The sequence below is a fragment of the Serratia sp. H402Y genome, from assembly GCF_051172415.1.
In the GTDB taxonomy this organism is placed as follows: domain Bacteria; phylum Pseudomonadota; class Gammaproteobacteria; order Enterobacterales; family Enterobacteriaceae; genus Serratia; species Serratia ureilytica.
The window spans coordinates 2598937-2620288 of sequence record NZ_JBPIYZ010000001.1; the positions used below are offsets into that span (position 1 = coordinate 2598937).

A 21352-nucleotide genomic window follows, 5' to 3' on the forward strand; every position below is an offset into this window, starting at 1 on the left:
TCGCTTAAGCGCGAGCGGTTTCCCCCACCGCGTGCTCCGCCGCCAGCATGGCGCCGAACTGACGCAGCGTTTCTTCATCCAGGCCCGCAGCCCTGAACACCGCGGTGGTAAAACTGACCGGCGCCGATCCCGGTGACGTAATGACGCGGTCATCCACAACGGCGACGGCGCTCGCAACGTAATGGCGCTGCCCGCTGTAGCCCGCAACGTTGCGCGTCAAGAACTCGGCATCGTTGGAGGTATGCGCCCTGCCGTTCAACAGGCCGGCCCGCGCCAACGCCAACGTCCCGCCGCAAATGCCCGCCAGGGTCGCGCCGCGTTGACGCTGCTCGTTGAGCAACGCGCGGATATCCGGCGCCCGTTCGGTTTCCCACAGGGTGCCGCCGACCACCACCAGCACCTCGGGGCGCCAGTCCGCCAATTCAGCCACGCCGTGAGCAACGTCCACCGTCAACCCGCCCTGTGAGCGAAGCGTTCCGGCCCGCGGCGCAAAAAACGCCACATCCAGCCCATAAAACGGGCCGCCAACGCCGGCAATCAGCGCGTATTCCCAATCGGCGAAACCGGATGTCAGTACGATCGCCACTTTTTTAGCCACTGATGAATCTCCTTGAATCATTCCTTGTTCGCAGGAACAAAGTCGCGCTATCAGCTTAGAAAGCCTTGTGGTTTCTGACCAGGGGTAAATCGTGCTAACTGCCTAAGACACAAATAAAAACGCGCAGCTCTGGGCTGCGCGTTTTGCGGTATCGGCGAGGCTTACGCCGCGGCGGCGACCGGCGTTTCAGCACGTTTCAGCAGGGCATAAGCCACCCCGGCCAACAGCGTGCCGGCGGCGATCGCCACCAGGTACAGCAACACCGGCGAAATCGCGCCCGGGATCAGCAGCACGAACAAGCCGCCGTGCGGCGCCATCAGCTTGGCGCCGAAGGCCATCGACAGCGCGCCGGTCAGCGCCCCGCCAGCGATGCAGCACGGCAACACGCGCATCGGATCGCGGGCGGCGAACGGAATCGCCCCTTCGGTGATGAAGCACAGCCCCAGCACCAACGCCGCCTTGCCGCCTTCCTGTTCAGATTTCGGGAACTTGCGGCGCGCCAGCAGCGTCGCCAGGCCCATCGCCAGCGGTGGCACCATGCCCGCCGCCATGATGGCCGCCATCGGCGCATACACCGAGGAGCTGAGCAGCGCCACGCCGAACGCGTAGGCCGCTTTGTTCACCGGGCCGCCCATGTCGGTGCACATCATGCCGCCCAGGATCGCCCCCAGCAGCACGGCGTTGGCGGTGCCCAGAGACTGCAGCCAATGGGTCAGGCCTTCCATGATTTTCGCCACCGGCGTGCCAACCACGTAAATCATGATGAGGCCGGTGATCAAGCTGGCCACCAGCGGAATGATCAAGATGGGCTTCAGCGCTTCCATACTCTGCGGCAGACGCAGCTTGCTGCTGATCGCCCTGGCGACATAACCCGCCAGGAAACCGGCGATGATGCCGCCAAGGAACCCGGCGCCGGTGCTCACCGCCAGCATGCCGCCGATCAGGCCCGGCGTCAGGCCCGGACGATCCGCGATGGAGAAGGCGATGAAACCGGCCAACACAGGCACCATCAGCGCGAAGGCGGAGCCGCCGCCGATCTGCATCAGCGCCGCCGCCAGGGTGCCCTTGACCTCAAACGCCTTGATGCCGAACACGAACGACAGCGCGATGCACAAACCGCCCGCCACCACCATCGGCAGCATGTAGGACACGCCGGTCAGCAGGTGACGATACGGGCCGTTGCCCTCTTTCTTCTTCGCCGTCGGCGCCGCGCCGCTGCGCTGCTGCGGCTGGAACACTTCGGCTTCGGCCAGCGCCTTGTCCAGTTCCTGCGCGGTTTTCTTCAGCGCCAGACCGGTGGAAGTACGATACATCGGCTTACCGGCAAACTTGTCCAGATCCACTTCGATGTCCGCCGCGACGATCACCAGATCCGCCGCCGCCACTTCTTCCGGGGTGATGGCGTTGCCGGCGCCGACGGAGCCGCGCGTTTCCACCTTTACCCACCAGCCGCGTTTCTTGGCTTCACTTTCAATGGCTTCGGCCGCCATAAAGGTGTGCGCCACGCCGGTTGGGCAAGCGGTGATCGCCACGATGCGTTTTTGTCCATCGGCTTTCACCGCAGCCGCCTGCGGCGCCTGATAGGTTTCAGCTTCGGCCTGGGCGCGCGCCAGAAACGCGTCCGGTTCACGCACCGCCTGTTCTACCTCGCCCACATAGATCAATTTGCCGTTCAGCGCGGCGTCAGCAGGAGCAGCCTGCCCCGCCACCGCCACCAGTTCGGCGTCCTGCAGCGACTCGACCAGCGTCAGGCCGGCTTTGGCCGCGGCGGCCTCCAGCATGCGTTTCGCCAGGTGGCCACGGGCCTGTCCCTGCGAACTGTCTACCATCAGCAGCGTTTTCATTCTGCCTCCTGCTATTGATTGAAAGGTTTCAGATCGACGCGCGCCATCATCGCGGCCAACTGGGGACGATCGGTCACGCCGACGTTGCTCTGGCTGACCGCCAGCGCCGCTACCGCCGTGGCCAGACGCAGGGTGTGTTCGCTGGATTCGCGCATCAGCAGGCCATAAATCAGGCCGCCGACCATCGAATCGCCGGCGCCCACGGTGCTGACCACCTCACAGGACGGCGGTTTGGCGATCCAGGCGCCGGATGCGTTAACCCACAGCGCGCCTTCCGCGCCGAGGGAGATGACCACGTGGGCGATGCCCTGTTCGCGCAGCGCATGCGCGGCCTCGACCACGTCCGCCAGCGTCGGCAGCGGGCGCCCGGCCCAGATTTCCAGCTCGCGGCGGTTCGGTTTGACCAGCCACGGCGAGGCCTTCAGCCCGGCGACCAGCGCTTCGCGGCTGCTGTCGAAAATGATGCACGGGCACTTGGCGCGCAGTTGGGTCATCCAGTCGGTAAACGCGTCAGGATCGACGCCGGCCGGCAGGCTGCCGCTCACCGCCACCATGTCAAACTGGCCCAGCCAGCTCAGCGAGTCGCTGACGAAGCGATCCCAGTCCTGCGGCGTCACTTCGAAGCCGGAGAAGTTGAAATCGGTCACTTCGCCGTCTTTTTCCGTCAGCTTGACATTGATGCGGGTGCGCCCCGGCACCACCTGAAAGCGGTTGGCGATCCCCAGATCGCTGAACAGCAGCTGGAAACCGTCCTGATTATCTTTGCCCAGGAAGCCGCCGACGGTGACGTCGATGCCTAAATCTTTCAACACTTTGGCGACGTTGATGCCCTTACCGGCGGCGTGCAGGCCGGCGGTTTTTACCCGGTTGACTTCCCCGCGTTCAATCTGCGGGCAGAAACCCACCAGATCGTACGCCGGGTTCAGGGTGATTGTTGCTACTCTTCTGCTCATGCTGCGCCCTCGCCCAGTCCTTCATTAATCGCTTCGCCAATCGCCTTCAGCGCGGCTTCAGCATCTTCTCCATTGGCGGTAAAGCGCAGGTGATGCCCTTTCTTCACGCCCAACGCCACCACCTTCATCAGGCTGCGCCCGTTGGCCGGCTTGCCGCTGCCGTCCAGGTTGGTGACGGTGATGTCACTGTTGAAACTTTTGATCACGTTGACCAGCGCCGTGCCCGGCCGCGCGTGCAGACCGTGCTCGTTGCGGATCACGAATTCGGCGCTCAGCACGCTGCTCTCTTCCGCCACGTCGCTGGTCAGCAGCGCCAGCACGCCGGCGGCATCCGCCTTCAGCAAGCGTTCAGCTTTGTTGGCCAGCAGCAGATCGCTGAGGTAGTTGAGCACCGCCAGCGGCTGCGCATCGGCGACCGACACCGTCAGCAGCAGCGCCACCGGCTCGCCGTCTTCCACGAAAGCCTGCGCCGGGCGGCTGACGGTGGCCGCGCTGGCCAGGTTGCCTTCAACGCTGTCGCTCAGCCAAATGCCCTGCCCCAGATTCAGCGGTTTGCGGGTGATGGCATCGCTGACGAACTGCGCGTTGACCGCCCCGATTTTTTGCAGACGGCCGGCGTTCAGCGCCTGCAACGTCATCAGGCTGTCGGCGGCGACGTCCAGCGCAATCAGCGAAACGTCGAACTGGAATTCGGCGCTCTGCCGTTCGCCCATCAACAGGCTGCGCAGCTCTTCCGCGGAGGTGGTTTTCGCCAGCCGCTCCGCCACGCTGTCATCGCTCAGCACGTGGGTGAGCTGACGCAGCAGCGCCAAATGCTCGTCGGAACGGGCGGCGATGCCGATCGCCACATAGGCGGTCTGGCCCTCCCCCCACGCGATGCCCTGCGGGAACTGGAACACCTGCACGCCGGTTTTCAACACCAGATCGCGGGTATCGGTGGTGCCGTGCGGAATGGCGATGCCGTTGCCCAGGTAGGTGGACGTCTGCAGTTCGCGCTGCAGCATGCCGTCCACATAACCGGCGCTGACGCAGCCGGCGTCGGTCAGCGCGGCGGCCACCTGACGGATGGCCTCCTGCTTATCGGCGGCAGCGGCGCCCAGATGAATGTCTTGCGGTGACAACTGGAACATGATTCTCCTCTCCTGCTGAATTGAATCGTTTCAGCTTCATTGAGAAAAAGGAGCGTTACCCGCTGCCCACAAGCGGTCGGATAACGCTGAAACGTTTCAAGGAGTGTGTAAGCAGCGCAAGATGAAAGCAAGCTTTCTCCCTTTCGCCATTGCAGATTTTTGAGCTTACGCACACTTTCATCGGCGCATTGGTCAGCGCCGGGGCAAAATGACATACTGTGCTGAAACTTTGCTGACGGAGAAAAGCATGAATGTAGTGACGGGCGTCGGGGTGATCATCGTGAACCCGCAAGGCGAGATTTTGCTGGGCAAACGCTGCGGCTCCCACGCGCCCTTTTGGTCGATCCCCGGCGGGCATCTGGATGCCGGTGAAACCTTCGAGCAGTGCGCCCAGCGCGAAATTGCCGAAGAAACCGGGTTGATCATCGATCCGCCGCGCTTCGTTGGCGTCAGCAACAATCTGCAAACCTGGCGCGCCGAAGGCAAACACACGGTGTCCATCTGTCTGCAGGTGGCGCATCCCGGCGGCGAAGCCGAGCTGAAAGAACCCGAAAAATGCGCCGAATGGCGCTGGTGCGCGCCAGACTCTCTGCCGGAACCCCATTTCGAAGCCAGCCGCACGGCGATCCGCCTGTGGCTGAGCGGCCAAACCTACTTGCCAACGGCCTGAGCCCTTCGCGAGCGCGCGGCGTTCGCGTTGCCTGCCTCACAGCCCATCGCTATATAAAATAGAATATAACGCTATTTTTTGCGATATACGCCATTTTTTTGACTACGGATAACCCCATGGGGTTAACCCTCTTCTATCATTACCCCTGCAATCGACGTGGCATTCTGACCTCCGGTCGGCGGCCTTTTGGCAAGATTTTATTTTAAATTCATAATTATAAGCGGGTTTACCATGAGCAAAAAACTGACTGGCTTTGAAAAAAAGCGCCGGTGGGGATGGCTATGGCTTTTGCTGCTGGGGATTATCCTCGGCGCGGCGCTGTTGGCCGGGACCGCCACCGTATTCCATAAAACCAGCGATACCGCCTTCTGCGTTTCCTGCCACACCATGCAACAACCGCTGGCCGAATATCAGGGCAGCGTCCACTTCCAAAACACCAAGGGCATCCGCGCCGAGTGCGCCGACTGCCACGTGCCGCACCAGCCGATCGATTACCTGTGGACCAAAATCCGCGCGGTAAAAGACATCTACGGCGAGATGGTCGGCACCATCGATACGCCGGAAAAATATGAAGCGCACAAGCTGGCGATGGCGCAGTCGGTCTGGAAGACGCTGAAAGAGAACGACTCGGCCACCTGCCGCTCCTGCCACAGCTACGACGCCATGGACATCACCGCCCAGCGCCCTGAGGCGCGCCTGCAGCACCCGGTGGCGATCAAACAGGGCGAAACCTGCATCGACTGCCATAAAGGCGTGGCCCACATCCTGCCGGACATGAGCGGCGAAACCCAGGCCGGCGCCGCCGAGCTGGCCAAGGCCGCGGCGCTGACCGCACCGGGCGCCACCACCCTCTACACCATCGCCACCGAACCGTTCTTCCTCAGCGCAGACGACAGCCATAATGCCGGCAACCTGATGCCGTCCACCGAAGTGCAGGTGGTGAAACAGGATGGCGACAAGGTGCTGGCCACCGTGAGCGGCTGGCAGCAAGACGGGGTCAGCGAAGTGTTCTACGCCGCGCAGGGCAAACGCATCCTCAGCGTGCTGCTGGGTGAAGACGCGCGCAAACAGCTGAAGACCGCGTCCACCCAGACCGATGCGGAAACCGGCCTGGTCTGGCATCAGGTCTCTCTGCAGGTGTGGCTGCCGCGCAAGCAGCTGATCGACGATCAGCAAAAAATCTGGCGCTACGCCGCGGACATGATGTCGGCCAACTGCACCGGCTGCCACGGGCTGACCGCGCTCGATCGCTTCAACGCCAACCAATGGATCGGCGTCATCAAAGGCATGGCGCCGCGTACCTCGCTGACGCAGGAACAGCTGCGCGTGCTGACACAATACGTACAAAAACACGCCAGCGACATGCCACCTGCCGCACCGGCCAAGCTTTAAGGGAGAAGCGCAATGAGCAACCAAAAACCGTTAACCATGAGCCGCCGCCGCTTCCTGACCGGCGCCGCCGCGCTGACCGCCGCCCCGCTGCTGGCGGGATTATGGCCCAAAGCGGCGCTGGCGCAGGCCATCAGCGAAGCGCTGCCGCAGTTCATCGTCTTGCGTCAGGCGCAGAAAGGCATCCTGACCGGCGCCCACTGGGGCGCGTTTGAAGCCATCGTGCAGGACGGCAAGATGGTCGGCGTGCAGCCGGTGCAGGACGATCCGTATCCCAATGAGCTGATCACCATGGCGCCTTATCAGGTGCACGCCGAGAACCGCATCAAATATCCGATGGTGCGCAAAAGCTGGCTGGAAGGCGGCCCCGGCAGCCGCACCGAGCTGCGCGGCCGCGACGAGTGGGTGCGCGTCAGCTGGGACAAAGCGACCGAGCTGGTGTGCAATGAGATCACCCGCCTGCAAAAAGATCACGGCCCGCAGTCGATCTACGCCGGTTCCTACGGCTGGAAAAGCGTCGGCATGCTGCACAACAGCCGCACGCTGCTGCAGCGCCTGATGAACCTGACCGGCGGCTTCCTCGGCTACGCCGGCGACTACTCCACCGGCGCGGCGCAGGTGATCATGTCGCACGTGGTCGGCTCGATGGAGGTCTACGAACAGCAGACCGCCTGGCCGAACGTGATCGAGAACAGCGAGCTGGTGATCCTGTGGGGCTGCAACCCGATGGTCACGCTGAAAAACAGCTGGAACGTGCCGGATCACGTCGGCCAGACCGGCTTCGAGGCGCTGAAGAAAAAAGGCACCCGGGTGATCAGCATCGATCCGGTACACAACGACAGCGCCAAGTTCGTCAATGCGCAGTGGATCGCCCCGCGCCCATACACCGACGGCGCCATGCTGATCGGCATCGCCCATACGCTGCTGACCGAGAAGCTGCATAACCCGGACTTCCTGAAAACCTATACCGTCGGCTTCGACAAGTTCCAGGCCTACCTGCTGGGCGAGAGCGACGGCGTGGCGAAAACCGCCGAATGGGCGGCCGACATCAGCGGCGTCGATGCCGACACGCTGCGCGCGCTGGCGCGCGAGATGGCGAAGCATCGCACCATGATCATGGGCGGCTGGGGCATTCAGCGCCAGCATCACGGCGAACAGCAACACTGGCTGCTGGTGACGGTGGCGGCGATGCTCGGCCAGATCGGCCTGCCGGGCGGCGGCTTCGGCTTCAGCTACCACTATTCGTCCGGCGGCAGCCCGACCGCCAAGGGCGGCATCATCGCCGGCATCTCCGCCGGCAACGCGCCGAAGAACTCGCCGGCGCCGATCCCGGTAGCGCGCATCGCCGAATGCCTGAGCAATCCGGGCAAAACCATCGACTTCAACGGCGCCAAGGTCACCTACCCCGAGGTGAAAATGGTGTATGTGGCGGGCGGCAACACCTTCCACCAGCATCAGGACACCAATAACCTGGTCAAAGCCTGGCAGCGGCCGGACACCATCGTGGTCAACGAGCCTTACTGGACCGCCACCGCCAAGCATGCCGATATCGTCCTGCCGGCCACCACCAGCTACGAGCGCAACGATCTGGAAATGGGCGGCGACTATTCGCAGCTCTACGTGTTCCCGATGCATCAATGCGTGCCGCCGCAGCACGAGTCGCGCAGCGACTTCGACATCTTCTCGGCGATGGCGGCCAGGCTGGGCGTGCAGGAGGCCTTTACCGAGGGCAAGGATGAAACCCAGTGGCTGAAAGGCATGTACGACGACATGAAAAACCAGGCGCGCGCCGCGCGGGTGGCGCTGCCGCCGTTCGACATGTTCTGGCAATCCAATAACTACGTGCGTTTCCCGGTACCGGAGGCCAATAAGCAGTGGGTGCGCTTCGCCGATTACCGCGACAACCCGCTGCTGAACCCACTGGGCACGCCGTCGGGCAAGATCGAAATCTACTCCGACGCCATCGCCAAAATGCATTATGAGGATTGCCCGGGCATCCCGACCTGGATGCCGCCGCACGAGTGGTATCGCGGGCCGGAAGCGGCCAAGTATCCGCTGTCGCTCAATACCGCGCACCCGACCAACCGGCTGCACTCCCAGCTCGACAATACGCCGCTGCGCAAGAAATATGCGATAGCGGATCGTGAAGCGATCCTGATCCACCCGCAGGACGCGCAGCCGCGCGGCATTACCGGCGGCGATCTGGTGCGGGCGTTTAACGATCGCGGCCAGATCCTGGTGGGGGCGGTGGTCAGCGAAGACGTGCGGCCTGGCGTGGTGCGCATCAGCGAAGGCGCCTGGTTCGATCCGGCCGATCCGGCGCAGCCCGGCTCGCTGTGCAAGAACGGCAACGTCAACTGCCTGACCTTCGACATCGGCTCCTCCAGCCTGGCGCAGGGCAACTGCGGGCAGATGGCGCAGCTGCAGATCGAGAAGTATCAGGGGCCGGCGCTGAAAAATACCGCGCACGCCGTGCCGCAAGGCGCCTGATCCCGCGATAAACAGAGGGCGCAACGCGCCCCCTGTTTTCCTCGTCGCCGCGCGACATAGCCGCTTACCCTCCGCCGAGGGATAGCGGTTTGCGTTTCTTTTCAACGGGCGTATGATGCGCGCGACCTCACTTTTTCGACGAATTCTCCATCGCCATGCCGACTTCATCCGCAGTAACGCGACGCGCGCCCGATCTCACTTCGCTGGCCTTTTTGGCGGTGGCCTTCCTGACCGGCATCGCCGGCGCGTTGCAAACCCCGACGCTGAGCCTGTTTCTGGAAACCGAAGTCAAGGTGCGGCCGGCGCTGGTTGGCCTGTTCTTTACCGGCAGCGCGGTGATCGGCATTCTGGTCAGCCAGTTTCTCGCCGGCCGCTCGGATAAAAAAGGCGACCGCAAATCGCTGATCTTCCTCTGCTGTATGCTGGGTGCGCTGGGGTTCACGCTGTTCGCCTGGAGCCGTAATTACTCCCTGTTGCTGCTCGTCGGCGTGCTGCTCACCAGCTTCGGTTCCACCGCTAACCCGCAAATGTTCGCCCTGGCGCGCGAACACGCCGATCGCACCGGGCGCGAGGCGGTGATGTTCACCTCCATCATGCGCGCGCAGGTCTCGCTCGCCTGGGTGATAGGCCCGCCGATCGCCTTCGCGCTGGCGCTGGGTTTCGGCTTCAAAACCCTGTATCTGGCGGGCGCGGCGGCCTTTGTCCTGTGCGGCCTGCTGGTGTGGAAACGGCTGCCCTCCATGCCGAAAAGCGCCGTGGCGAGCGCGCCTCTGGCCGCACCGCGGCAGCATCGCCGCGACGCGCTGCTGCTGTTTGGCGCCAGCACCCTGATGTGGACCGCCAACAGCATGTACCTGATCAACATGCCGCTGTATATGGTGCACGAACTGCGGCTGCCGGAGCGGCTGGTCGGCGTGCTGATGGGCACCGCCGCCGGGCTGGAAATCCCGATCATGCTGATCGCCGGCATGGTGGCGAAACGCTGCGGCAAACGGTGTTTGATGCTCGGCGCCGCCGTCGCCGGCGTACTGTTCTACTGCGGCCTGCTGTTTATCACCGGCAGTGGGCAACTCATCGCTCTGCAGCTATTGAATGCGGCGTTTATCGGCGTGCTGGCGGGGATCGGCATGCTCTACTTCCAGGATTTGATGCCCGGTCAGCCCGGCACGGCCACCACGCTGTTCACCAACACCATTCGAGTCGGCTGGGTTATCGCCGGCGCCATCGCCGGCGCGGTGGCGGAAATCTGGAACTACCATGCGGTGTTTTACGCCGCGCTGGCGATGGCGGCAGGCGCGACGCTGTGTCTGTGGCGGTTGAAAGACGCTTAAGGCGCGGTGTCCGCTTCCAGCCTGGCGAGATAAATCAGCGCCTGATCGCGGTGATCGTGGCACATGTCGCGGCTCGGCTGCAGGCTGCCGCACACCTTCGGCCGCAGCGGCGAATGAAACAGGCCGCAGCGCAGCTGTTCATCCAAATGAATGCAGCGGGTATTGGCGGGCTTGCCGTTCGGCATGCCGGGGATCGGGCTGGATATTGACGGCGCGATACAGCAAGCGCCGCAGTCGCTGCGACAGTCCATCAGCGCTACTCCTGGTGGGCTGGGGAAAAGAAGCGCGACAATAGCAGCCGCGTGCGGCGGCCGCCAGCAGAATCCCTGCGCCTTGGCGATCTTTACACTCGTCCCGCAACCGTCTTGCCCCGCCGGATTCGCCACCTGACGAATAAATGCCCAAAAAGCCGCAATTTAAAGACAAAAACGCGTGAAGCGTGCAATTCCCACGCTTTACATGCGCCATGCACCCATGTACCATTGAGCTAGTACAAAAGAACCTCTTCCATCAGGAGCGCACATGTCTACGGACACCATCCAGAAGCTGGCCCGCCCTTCCGTTCTCGGCGGCGCGATGATCATTGCCGGTACCGCCGTAGGCGCCGGCATGTTTTCCATTCCGATCGTCACTTCCGGTGTCTGGTTCAGCGGCTCCGTCGCGCTGCTGGTGTATACCTGGGCCTGCATGTTGCTTTCCGGCCTGATGATCCTTGAAGCCACGCTGCACTACCCGAGCGGCGCCAGCTTCAACACCATGGTCAAGGATCTGCTGGGCAAAGGCTGGAACGCCGTGAACGGCCTGTCGGTGGCGTTCGTGCTGTACATCCTGACCTACGCCTATATCTCCGCGGGCGGTTCGATCATCGCGCACACGCTGGAGGGCATCGTCGGCGTCGGCCAGACCACCGCCGGCCTGGTGTTCGCGCTGGTCGTGGCGTTTATCGTCTGGCTCTCCACCCGCGCGGTCGACCGCCTGAGCACCATTCTGATCGGCGGCATGGTGATCACCTTCGTGATGTCGGTGGGCGACATGTTCACCCACGTGCAGCCTGCGGTGCTGTTCAATACCGGCGATGACCAGGCCAGCTATCTGCCTTATGCCCTGGCGGCGTTGCCTTACCTGCTGACCTCGTTCGGCTACCACGGCAACATTCCCGGGCTGGTGAAGTACTACCACAAGGACAGCGGCTCCGTGGTGCGCAGCCTGGTGTACGGCACCCTGTTGGCATTGGCTATCTACATCCTGTGGCAGTATGTGATTCAGGGCAATATCGCGCGCGACGCCTTTAAGCAGGTGATCGCCGAGGGCGGCAATATCGGCAGCCTGCTCAAGCAAATGGGCAACGTCTCCAGCAGCCAGACCGTCAGCCAACTGCTGAACGCTTTCTCCTATATGGCGCTGGCCAGCTCGTTCCTCGGCGTGTCGCTGGGCCTGTTCGACTACCTGGCGGACTTCTGCAAATTCAAGGACGACGCCGTCGGGCGCAGCAAGACCGCGCTGGTGACCTTTGTGCCGCCGACCCTGGCCGCGCTGCTGTTCCCGAACGGTTTCCTGTACGCCATCGGCTTCGCCGGGCTGGCGGCCACCATCTGGGCGGTGATCGTGCCGGCGCTGATGGCGCGCGCCAGCCGCCGCCGCTATCCGCAGGCCGGTTATCGCGCACCGGGCGGCAACGGCGTGATCCTGTTCGTCATCCTGTTTGGACTGATCAACGCCGCCGCGCATATTCTGTCGCTGTTCGGCCTGTTGCCGGTCTTCCGGTAATCCCCGACGGGAGGGCTGCCGCCCTCCCTTTCCCGCACTGTTTTTGCGCCGGGCTATTGCCTGAAATCGGCGGCGCGAGTACCTTGTCGCAACTTCTCTAATACTCTTCATTGCGGATGAATTGAAATGGCAAGAGCTAACGAAATTAAACGCGGCATGGCGATCAGCTACAACGGCAAGCTGCTGCTGGTAAAAGATATCGACGTGCAGAGCCCGAGCGCCCGCGGCGCCAGCACCCTGTACAAAATGCGCTTCTCCGACGTGCGCACCGGCCTGAAAGTAGAAGAACGCTTCAAGGGCGACGATATCCTGGACACCATTTCCCTGTCGCGCCGCAAGGTGAACTTCTCCTATATCGACGGCGAAGAATACGTGTTTATGGATGACGAAGATTACACGCCGTACATCTTCAAGAAAGACCAGATCGAAGACGAACTGCTGTTCATTCCGGAAGGCGGCCTGCCGGGCATGCAGGTGCTGACATTGGACGGCCAGGTGCTGGCGCTGGAGCTGCCGCAGACCGTGGATATGGAAATCGTCGAGACCGCGCCGGGCATCAAAGGCGCTTCCGCCAGCGCCCGCAACAAGCCGGCCACCATGGCGACCGGTCTGGTGATCCATGTGCCGGAATACCTCAGCGCCGGCGACAAGATCCGCATTCATATCGCCGAACGCCGCTACATGAGCCGCGCCGACTAGTCGCGCCAGCGGGGCCGATATTCGGCCCCGTTTCATTTTCCGCTACGGCAATTCCGGGAAAAAGCGCCGCTTGAGCGCCAGCTCGACGCCGCGCAGCTCCGCCAGCCCTTTCAACCGCCCGATGGCCGAATAGCCCGGATTGGTTTTCTTTTTCAAATCGTCCAGCATCTGATGCCCATGATCGGGGCGCATCGGGATCGGCCGCCGATCGCCCGCCCGCTGCCGACGCAGTTCTTCGGTCAGGATCGCTTCGATCACCGCCACCATGTCCACATCGCCCTGCAGATGCGCCCCCTCGTGGAAGCTTTTCGGGTTTTCCTCGCGGCAGGTGGCGCGTAAGTGGGTAAAGTGAATGCGATCGCCGAAGGTTTCAATCATCCGCACCAGATCGTTGTCGGCGCGCACGCCGTAGGAACCGGTGCATAGGGTGAAGCCGTTATGAATGCTGTCGACGGTCTGCTTCAGCCACTGCATGTCTTCGATCGTGGAGACGATGCGCGGCAGGCCGAGGATCGGCCGCGGCGGATCGTCGGGATGCACCGCCAGCCGGATGCCGGCCTCTTCCGCCACCGGCACGATGGCGCGCAGAAAGACCGCCATGTTTTCGCGCAGCTGCGCCTTGTCGATGCCGTCGTATTCCGTCAGGCGGCGGCGGAACTGCTCCAACGTATAGCCTTCTTCCGCCCCCGGCAGCCCGGCGATGATATTGCCCGTCAGCGTGGCTTTCTCCTCCTCGCCCATGGCGGCGAAATAGGTCGCCGCCTGACTGCGCTCTTGCGCCGTATAGTCCGCCTCGGCGCCGGCGCGTTGCAGGATATGCAGCTCGAACGCGGCGAAGGCGATTTGATCGAAACGCAGCGCTTTGGCGCCGTCCGGCAGCGAATAGGCCAGATCGGTGCGCGTCCAGTCGAGGATCGGCATGAAGTTGTAGCAGACGGTGTCGATGCCGCAGGCCGCGAGGTTGCGCAGCGTCTGTTGATAGTTGGCGATATGCCGCCGCCAATCGCCGCTGTGGGTTTTGATCTCTTCATGTACCGGCACGCTCTCTACCACCGACCACACCAGCCCTTTTTCCGCCAGCAGCGCCTGCCGCGCGCGGATCTCGTCGATCGGCCAGACTTCGCCGTTCGCAATATGGTGCAGCGCCGTGACCACCCCGGTCGCCCCAGCCTGACGCACGTCATCCAAAGAGACCGGATCGTTCGGGCCATACCAACGCCATGTTTGTTCCATGTTGTGTCCTTATGCCTGTCTCGCATCGCGATGTTGTTATACCAGTTTAATTTAGATGTCAGCTAGCTTTAACTTACTCTTTCGCCGCGCGCTGTCAAAATTGAACCGTTCATTGGTTGATCCGCTTCACGATTCTGGCTTATTTTGGCCTGACCAATTCCCTTAACCTGCCGACAACTTTAGACTGGTGGCAGTTTTTTATCGCCGGGCCCCGCTGCCCATGCGTCGGCAAACTGGTCCGCTAACTTGACGCAAGTGGCCCGCCAGCTGTCTACTCGCTTTGGAGATGAGATGAATACGATCGCCAACACCCCGCTGCCGGGCGCCGTCCGGCAACCGAATTATGATCGCCGGGCCCTGCGCAGCCGCATCGTGCACCTGGGTTTCGGCGCGTTCCACCGTGCGCATCAGGCGCTGCTGACCGATCGGGTGTTGAACGCCCAGGGCGGCGACTGGGGCATTTGCGAGATCAGCCTGTCCGGCGGCGTGCCGCTGTTTCAGGCGCTGCGGCAACAGGATCATTTATACAGCGTGCTGGAGAAAGGCGCGGACGGCCATCAGGCCCTGGTGATCGGCGCAGTGCATGAGAGCGTGCACCGCAAGCTGGAGGGCATCGCCGCGGTGTTGGAGAAGCTGGCCGAGCCGCAGGTGGCGATCGTCTCGATGACCATTACCGAAAAGGGCTACTGCATCGAACCCGGCAGCGGGCGGCTGGATCGGCGGCATCCGGGGATCGTCGCCGATCTGGCGGCGCCGCATCAGCCGCAGACCGCGCCCGGCATTTTGGTGGAGGCGCTGCGGCTGCGGCGTGAACGCGAGCTGCCCGCCTTCACCCTGCTCTCCTGCGACAATATTCCGGAGAACGGCCACGTCCTGCGCCGGGCGGTGCTCGATTTGGCGCAGGCGCGGGATCCGTCGCTCGCCGACTGGATCGCCTCCGCCGCCACCTTCCCCTGCACCATGGTCGATCGCATCGTGCCGGCCGCCACGCCGGCCACGCTGGATGAGATCGCCGCCGCGCTGGGCGGCGTGCGTGACGAATGCGCCATCGCCTGCGAGCCCTTCATTCAATGGGTCGTGGAAGACAATTTCGCCGCCGGACGCCCGGCGTGGGAGCTGGCCGGCGCCCAGTTGGTCCGCGATGTGCTGCCGTTTGAGCATATGAAGCTGCGCATGCTGAACGGCAGCCACTCGTTCCTGGCATACCTCGGTTACCTGGGCGGCTACCGCTATATCAACGAGTGCATGGCGGACGAGCACTACCGCCGCGCCGCACAGCGGCTGATGCTGTGCGAGCAGGCCCCAACCCTGAGCGTCACCGGCATCAGTCTGCCCGACTACGCCGCGCAGCTTATCGCGCGCTTCAGCAATCCGGCGCTGCAACACCTCACCTGGCAGATCGCCATGGACGGCACGCAAAAGCTGCCGCAGCGCCTGCTGGACGCCGTGCGCTGGCATCTGCGGCACGGCGGCGACTATAGCGGGCTGGCGCTGGGCGTGGCGGGCTGGATGCGGTACGTCGGCGGTGTCGATGACGCCGGCCAGCCCATCGACATTCGCGATCCGCTGGCAGATGTCCTGCAACAGACGATCGCCGCCACTCCGGACGATCGGCGGCGCGTAACGGCGCTCTTGGCGCTGAAATCGGTGTTTGGCGAACAGTTGGCGACGCATGCCGCGTTTACCGAGGCGGTGACGCAAGCCTATTTGTCACTGCGCGATCGCGGTGCGCGTGAAACGGTGAAGGAGTGGGTGAAGCGGTGAAGTGCCTGCAGGCTGAGAATAACCATGCCGACGTAACGTTACGCCGGCATGGCGGAACGACTTAACGATAAACGACCGTCATAACAGCAAGTTTCTTCTGTTGGTCTACCCACTTCATTTCGGTTGTGCCAAGATTCAGCGGAAGTTCTTTGCGTGTAGTATCAAAACCTGACAACGCTTGCTGGGCCTGATAATGCTGGCCGTTGCGGTAACATTGCGTATTCGCCTTAGAATCTGCAATCTTGACCGTGCAAGGACTTTCAACGATAGAGCCGACGAAGCGAATTACCCCGCCGGCCACTCCTGCCTGACTCACTGCCGTCCATGAAAACAACATTCCTACGATCAAAAATAACCGAAAGGTATTCATGGCAACCTCATTTTTAGTTAAGCCAATTTAACCATAGAGGATCTTGTTCGGAATAATCGCAAGGAAAGGGACGAGATTTGATCGTTAATCGCGTCATTAACAATGTAAAAACAAGCTACTAACAAAAGTTAACCGTATCTAATACAGGGTTTTATCTAAGAATTTTCTTGCAAAGAAAAGTGGATTTTGCCGGTTGAAAAGCGCAGGGTGGCGTGCAAAATTTGCGAGGTAGAGCACAAATTAAATCGCGCTCGCCGCCGCGACCGCGCAGAATCGCTCATTTATTAGGCAGGTTGATTTTTGCACCCAGGAATGATTAATGACTAAAACCAATCTGATTACCGGCTTCCTCGGCAGCGGTAAAACCACCGCCATCCGCCATTTGCTGGCCCATAAGCCCGAGCATGAACGCTGGGCGGTACTGGTCAACGAATTCGGCGAAATAGGCATCGACGGCGCGCTGCTGGCGGACAGCGGCGCGGTGCTCAAAGAGATCCCCGGCGGCTGCATGTGCTGCGTCAACGGCCTGCCGATGCAGGTGGGTCTGAATATGCTGTTGCAGCAGACCAAACCGGACCGGCTGCTGATCGAGCCGACCGGGCTCGGGCATCCGAAGCAAATCCTGTCGCTGCTGACCCAGGAGAGCTATGCCGGCTGGATCGATCTGCAGGCCACGCTGTGCCTGCTGGATGCCCGTCAACTCAGTCAGCCCCGCTACCGCGACAACGAAAACTTCCGCGATCAGCTGGCCGCGGCCGACGTTATCCTGGCCAGCAAAAGCGATACCTATCGGCCGGAAGACAGACGGGCGCTGGAAGCCTGGACGGCGCAAGATCCGCTGCAGCGGCCCTGCTACGCCATCGCGCAAGGTGAGGCGGATGTCGCGTTGTTGTCGCTTCCTCGCACAAATCGTACAGAATTACCGGACGCACGACATCATCATGGTCAGGCGAAAACGCAGGGACTGGCGGCGTTGCGGCTGCCGGAGAACGCGCGTTGGCGGCGAGCGCTGAACGAAGGGCAAGGCTTCACCAGCTGCGGCTGGATTTTTGACGGCGACACCCGGTTCGACACCGTCGGCTTTATGGAATGGGTGCGGCTGGCGCCGGTCGAACGTGCCAAAGGCGTGGTGCGCATCCCCGAAGGCACGTTGCTGATCAATCGCCAGGGCCAGGATCTCAACATCGAAACCCGCCCGAACGCGCCGCTCGACAGCCGGGTTGAACTGATCCACAGCGAAAATGCCGACTGGAACGCCCTGCAATCCGCCTTGTTTAAGATTCGTTTAAGTTAAACCCCGTACCGTTGCCCCCCCCGGTTGCCGCAGGGCGGCCGGTTTTGTTTCGTTTTCATTTTTCCAACAGGTTTATGTCATGACACGCCGCAATTTACCCTTCATTCTCTTCTTCAACTTACTGGGCGTTGCGCTGTTTCTGTCCTGGTTCCTGCCGGCCAATCACGGCGGCTGGTTTACCCTGGATTCGGCGATCTTCTTCTTCTTTAACCGCCATCTGGCCACCGACCCGGCATTTTTGCACCTGGTCGCCATCACCAACAACCGCGCGTTCGATGTGATTTCGCTGCTCGCCATGGGCCTGCTGTATTTGTACTTCTACCTGAAGCAGGACGCCGCCGGCCGCCGCCGTCTGGTGATCACCGGCGTGGTGATGCTGCTGACCGCCGTGGTGCTGAATCAGCTTGGCCACCTGCTGCCGGTGAAGCATCCGAGCCCCACCCTGACCTTCGACAATATCAATCGCGTCAGCGCATTGACCGGCATCCCCACCAAGGACGCCTCCGGCGACAGCTTCCCCGGCGACCACGGCATGATGCTGATTATTTTTTCCTGCTTTATGCTGCGCTATTTCGGCCGCGGCGCCTTCGCCGTCGCCCTGCTGATTACGCTGATCTTTTCATTGCCGCGCGTGATGATTGGAGCTCACTGGTTTACCGATATCGCCGTAGGCTCGCTGTCCGTGGTCTTGGTTGGCGCCAGTTGGGTGCTGATGACGCCTTGCAGCGACTGGATTATCGAACGGTTGAATCGCCTGTTGCCCGGCAAGCACCGCCCCGGCCAACCATAACTTACGTCTATGAGTCATTCCGGGAGGCGCCCGCCTCCCGCGTTTTATCCCCTCGCGATGCGCAAAATTTCTCCGCCCCCCGTTAACGCTTTTGCAACCTGATTTCACGCCAGATTCATACATCGGACAATTGGCGTTTTTTATATGAAGATTTACATTATGTTACATCACAAATTCATATAAAAAAGACCGGAAAAAGACTCGCAATCCCCTATTTGTTCCGGTAATCTCAGATGCGTTTGTGCCTGGTTTAAGTCGAATCAGTACGGAATCCGATAAAAATGTGCGTTCCCGCACGTTTTCAACGGTAACTGATTGTCGATGCAACAGGTGCGGACTAGGCTCGTTTCGTTTGGCATTTTTCAGGTAGCGACTTTCGTCGTTAAGGACTTCAAGGGAAAACAACAACAATGGTCAAATCTCAACCGTTTCTGAGATATTTTTTGCGGGTAGTCCCTGCAATTGCCGCTGCGGTTATGCTGTCAGCGTGCAGCTCGACTCACACTTCGAACTTGAGTAACGCACAAACTGAGATGCGTGCAGTTAATGACAAAGACGGTCTTTTACTGCAAGCCTCTCAGGATGAATTCGAAGCGATGGTCCGCAACGTTGACGTCAAGTCAAAGATTATGGATCAGTACGCGGACTGGAAAGGCGTTCGCTACCGTTTAGGCGGTGACACCAAGCGCGGCATCGATTGCTCGGCGTTTGTACAGCGCACCTTCCGCGAACAGTTCGGCATGGATTTACCGCGTTCTACCTACGAACAGGAAGACCTCGGTAAGAAAATCCAGCGCACCAAACTGCGCGCCGGCGATTTGGTGCTGTTCCGCGCCGGTTCTACCGGGCGCCATGTCGGCATCTATTTAGGCAACGATCAGTTCGTTCACGCTTCTACCAGCAGTGGCGTCATGATTTCCAAGCTGACCGATAACTATTGGAATAAACGTTATCGAGAAGCGCGCCGAGTGTTGACCAACGGCTGACGGCGCAACGCCCTGAAGATCCTGAATACCAAACGAGCGATAAACGCCGCCTACGGGCGGCGTTTTTTTTGGCTGTCGAACGAGAGCCCCCGGGGCTGAGCCAGGCCTTATCGTCACCTCACACCATTATTTTGATAAACTGCCGGCCGGAAATCGCGCCGACGAGGAAAAACTCGCCTATTATCGTCAGATGACGGCAACGGCGCGCCCGGCGTTATTTAAAACGTTTCCGCTTAATAGGTGCATTATATTTCTGTCGGCGACGCCTTGTATTTAAATGCGTCGCCGGTTGGGTACGGGATAAAAGGCAAAAAATGAAAAAAAAGCCGTTGGCACAATCCATTAAATGGCTGCGCGACACGCCTGACGCCCCGTTGCAGAGGTCTCGGTTATGGGCTTGAAAAGGGCGTTCTCTCGCAGCGTGTCGCACCGACAGCGCAGTCTGGCCAAAAGCGTTGTCGCCGCCCTGCTATTTTTTACGCTATTCACCGCGGTCACACTTTCTTTGATCAACCACCAGCGCACGCAATATCAACACAAGGTTGAAGCGCGTACGCAAAAATTCGCGCTGGGTTATATCTCGCACCTGACGGATGTCATGCAAAAAATGATGCCGCTGCTGGACAAACCCTGCCTCTCAAGCCAGTCAGACATCACCTATCAGGCGGCCTTTACCAGCGGCGTACGCACCTTCCTGCTGGTGAAAGACGGTTACGCCTACTGCTCCTCCGCCACCGGCGACATGATGCTGCCGATGAAAAACCTGTATCAGGACATCGATATCCACCTGCCTCTGGATCTGAAGCTGCAGCAGGGCACGCCGATCGTGCCGGACAAGCCGGCGGTCGCGGTTTGGCTGCGGCATCCTGGCGCATCGGCGACCGGCATCCTCGCCACGCTGGACATCAATTTGATGCCCTACCTGCTGTTCACTTCGCATGACGAGCAGGCGCCGGGCATCGCCATCGTGATGGGCAACCGCGCGCTGACCACCTTCAGCCCGAACCTGATGCCGATCGCGCAGTTGCCGCAAGACAAGGCGGACACCCTGACGCTGCCCAATCTGCCGCTGAGCATCCTGTTCTACAACGAGAAACTGACGCCCAACGATATTCGCCTGACGCTGCTGGGCAGCCTGGTGCTGTCGCTGATGATCGGCGTGCTCTGCTACTACATGCTGCTGTTGCGGCAAAGCCCGGAGCGCGCGCTGCTGCGCGGCATCAAGCGCAACGAGTTCTTCATCGAATATCAGCCGGTGTTCCATACCAGCAGCAACAGCATCGGCGGGCTGGAAGCGTTGATCCGCTGGCAGCATCCTATCGAGGGCCGCATTCCCCCGGATGTCTTTATCCCGTACGCCGAAAGCAACGGGCTGATCGTGCCGCTCACCCGCCATCTGTTCAGGCTGATTGCCGAAGATGCGCCGCAGCTCGCCAAGGCGCTGCCGCGGGGAGGCAAGGTCGGCCTCAATATTTCCCCCGCCCACCTTAGCGCGCCGTCATTCCATCAGGACGTGTATGAACTGTTGGCGCAGCTGCCGGGCGATTACTTTACGCTGGTGTTTGAAATCACCGAACGCGGCATGGTGGAAGAAGAGAGCGCGCTGGCGGAGTTCGACTGGCTGCATAAACAGGGCATCGAGATCGCGGTGGACGATTTTGGCACCGGCCACAGCGCGTTGATCTATCTTGAGCGTTTCACCATGGATTACCTGAAGATTGATCGTGGCTTCGTCAACACCATCGGCCAGGACACGGTCACCGCGCCGGTGCTGGATGCGGTGATTTCGCTGGCGAAAAAGCTGAAAATGCTGACGGTGGCCGAAGGCGTGGAAACCGCCGAGCAGATGCAGTTCCTGCAAGAACGCGGCGTTAACTTCATGCAGGGCTATTACTTCAGCAAGCCGCTTAGCATCGCTAATTTCGTCGCTTACTGCAATGCTCATCAGGTCTTTGATTATCAGGAAAAAAATAGTTAATCTTTAAGCATCTTTACCCTGCGCCCGCCCGAAGAATGTTATGCTGGGCGCCGGTTGTACTTTATT

At 61.1% G+C, this 21352-nt stretch carries 18 protein-coding genes; 11 read left to right on the forward strand and 7 right to left on the reverse strand.

Going from position 1 to position 21352, the window contains the following annotated elements; genetic code table 11:
- Positions 1-4: 4 nt before the first annotated feature.
- The 4 genes from ACSBQS_RS12565 to fruB all read right to left on the reverse strand — a co-directional run bounded on the left by ACSBQS_RS12565 (position 5) and on the right by fruB (position 4525).
- Positions 5-598, reverse strand: a complete 594-nt coding sequence (locus ACSBQS_RS12565) for a DJ-1/PfpI family protein (protein WP_197749448.1) — start codon at positions 596-598, stop codon at positions 5-7.
- 161 nt (positions 599-759) lie between these two features.
- Complete coding sequence (gene fruA, locus ACSBQS_RS12570) at positions 760-2442, reverse strand: PTS fructose transporter subunit IIBC (protein ID WP_047025332.1); 1683 nt, start codon at positions 2440-2442, stop codon at positions 760-762.
- Positions 2443-2453: 11 nt separating this feature from the next.
- Positions 2454-3395, reverse strand: coding sequence for a 1-phosphofructokinase (gene fruK, locus ACSBQS_RS12575; RefSeq protein ID WP_015378523.1), 942 nt, complete (start codon positions 3393-3395; stop codon positions 2454-2456).
- Entirely contained in the window at positions 3392-4525 is a 1134-nt protein-coding gene (fruB, locus tag ACSBQS_RS12580) for a fused PTS fructose transporter subunit IIA/HPr protein (protein WP_033643805.1), read from the reverse strand. Before fruB ends, fruK begins: the two co-directional genes overlap by 4 nt.
- 247 nt (positions 4526-4772) lie before the next feature.
- On the opposite strand from fruB, the gene ACSBQS_RS12585 reads away from it, so the two are divergent.
- From ACSBQS_RS12585 to ACSBQS_RS12600, 4 genes are all read left to right on the forward strand, one after another.
- Positions 4773-5195: a nucleotide triphosphate diphosphatase NUDT15 gene (locus tag ACSBQS_RS12585; RefSeq protein WP_033652539.1), complete on the forward strand. Its 423-nt coding sequence runs from the start codon at positions 4773-4775 to the stop codon at positions 5193-5195.
- A gap of 231 nt (positions 5196-5426) precedes the next feature.
- Entirely contained in the window at positions 5427-6587 is a 1161-nt protein-coding gene (locus ACSBQS_RS12590; RefSeq protein ID WP_033652538.1) for a NapC/NirT family cytochrome c, read from the forward strand.
- Between the two features lie 12 nt (positions 6588-6599).
- A complete protein-coding gene (torA, locus tag ACSBQS_RS12595; protein ID WP_197665964.1) occupies positions 6600-9074 on the forward strand; it encodes a trimethylamine-N-oxide reductase TorA in 2475 nt (824 codons plus the stop codon).
- Between the two features lie 155 nt (positions 9075-9229).
- Entirely contained in the window at positions 9230-10405 is a 1176-nt protein-coding gene (locus tag ACSBQS_RS12600) for a sugar efflux transporter (RefSeq protein WP_197665963.1), read from the forward strand.
- Here the strand turns inward: ACSBQS_RS12600 and ACSBQS_RS12605 are convergent.
- A complete protein-coding gene (locus tag ACSBQS_RS12605) occupies positions 10402-10656 on the reverse strand; it encodes a YkgJ family cysteine cluster protein (protein WP_019453627.1) in 255 nt (84 codons plus the stop codon). The two genes, ACSBQS_RS12600 and ACSBQS_RS12605, sit on opposite strands and share 4 nt — an antisense overlap.
- A gap of 271 nt (positions 10657-10927) precedes the next feature.
- Here ACSBQS_RS12605 and mtr point away from each other — a divergent pair, with 271 nt between their 5' ends.
- Together mtr and yeiP are read left to right on the forward strand one after the other, a co-directional pair.
- The gene (mtr, locus tag ACSBQS_RS12610) at positions 10928-12172 is read left to right on the forward strand and encodes a tryptophan permease (protein WP_047025330.1); all 1245 of its coding nucleotides are present in this window, start codon (positions 10928-10930) and stop codon (positions 12170-12172) included.
- Positions 12173-12298: 126 nt separating this feature from the next.
- On the forward strand, positions 12299-12871 hold the full coding sequence (gene yeiP, locus ACSBQS_RS12615) for an elongation factor P-like protein YeiP (protein ID WP_004935725.1): 573 nt from the start codon (positions 12299-12301) through the stop codon (positions 12869-12871).
- Between the two features lie 42 nt (positions 12872-12913).
- Here yeiP and uxuA read toward each other — a convergent pair whose 3' ends face one another.
- Positions 12914-14104: a mannonate dehydratase gene (gene uxuA / locus ACSBQS_RS12620; protein ID WP_197665962.1), complete on the reverse strand. Its 1191-nt coding sequence runs from the start codon at positions 14102-14104 to the stop codon at positions 12914-12916.
- A 291-nt stretch (positions 14105-14395) separates the two neighbouring features.
- On the opposite strand from uxuA, the gene ACSBQS_RS12625 reads away from it, so the two are divergent.
- Positions 14396-15868 carry a mannitol dehydrogenase family protein gene (locus tag ACSBQS_RS12625; protein ID WP_033652533.1) on the forward strand — a complete coding sequence of 491 codons (1473 nt, stop codon included), beginning with the start codon at positions 14396-14398 and terminating at the stop codon, positions 15866-15868.
- 61 nt (positions 15869-15929) lie between these two features.
- On the opposite strand, the gene ACSBQS_RS12630 is transcribed toward ACSBQS_RS12625, so the two are convergent.
- Positions 15930-16238 carry a type 1 fimbrial protein gene (locus tag ACSBQS_RS12630; protein WP_004935734.1) on the reverse strand — a complete coding sequence of 103 codons (309 nt, stop codon included), beginning with the start codon at positions 16236-16238 and terminating at the stop codon, positions 15930-15932.
- Positions 16239-16557: 319 nt separating this feature from the next.
- On the opposite strand from ACSBQS_RS12630, the gene ACSBQS_RS12635 reads away from it, so the two are divergent.
- The 4 genes from ACSBQS_RS12635 to ACSBQS_RS12650 all read left to right on the forward strand — a co-directional run bounded on the left by ACSBQS_RS12635 (position 16558) and on the right by ACSBQS_RS12650 (position 21286).
- Complete coding sequence (locus ACSBQS_RS12635) at positions 16558-17532, forward strand: CobW family GTP-binding protein (protein ID WP_033652532.1); 975 nt, start codon at positions 16558-16560, stop codon at positions 17530-17532.
- 79 nt (positions 17533-17611) lie between these two features.
- Complete coding sequence (locus ACSBQS_RS12640) at positions 17612-18322, forward strand: phosphatase PAP2 family protein (protein ID WP_033643814.1); 711 nt, start codon at positions 17612-17614, stop codon at positions 18320-18322.
- 410 nt (positions 18323-18732) lie between these two features.
- On the forward strand, positions 18733-19308 hold the full coding sequence (gene mepS, locus ACSBQS_RS12645; protein WP_033643815.1) for a bifunctional murein DD-endopeptidase/murein LD-carboxypeptidase: 576 nt from the start codon (positions 18733-18735) through the stop codon (positions 19306-19308).
- Between the two features lie 391 nt (positions 19309-19699).
- Entirely contained in the window at positions 19700-21286 is a 1587-nt protein-coding gene (locus tag ACSBQS_RS12650; RefSeq protein WP_197665961.1) for a cyclic di-GMP phosphodiesterase, read from the forward strand.
- Positions 21287-21352: the final 66 nt, after the last annotated feature.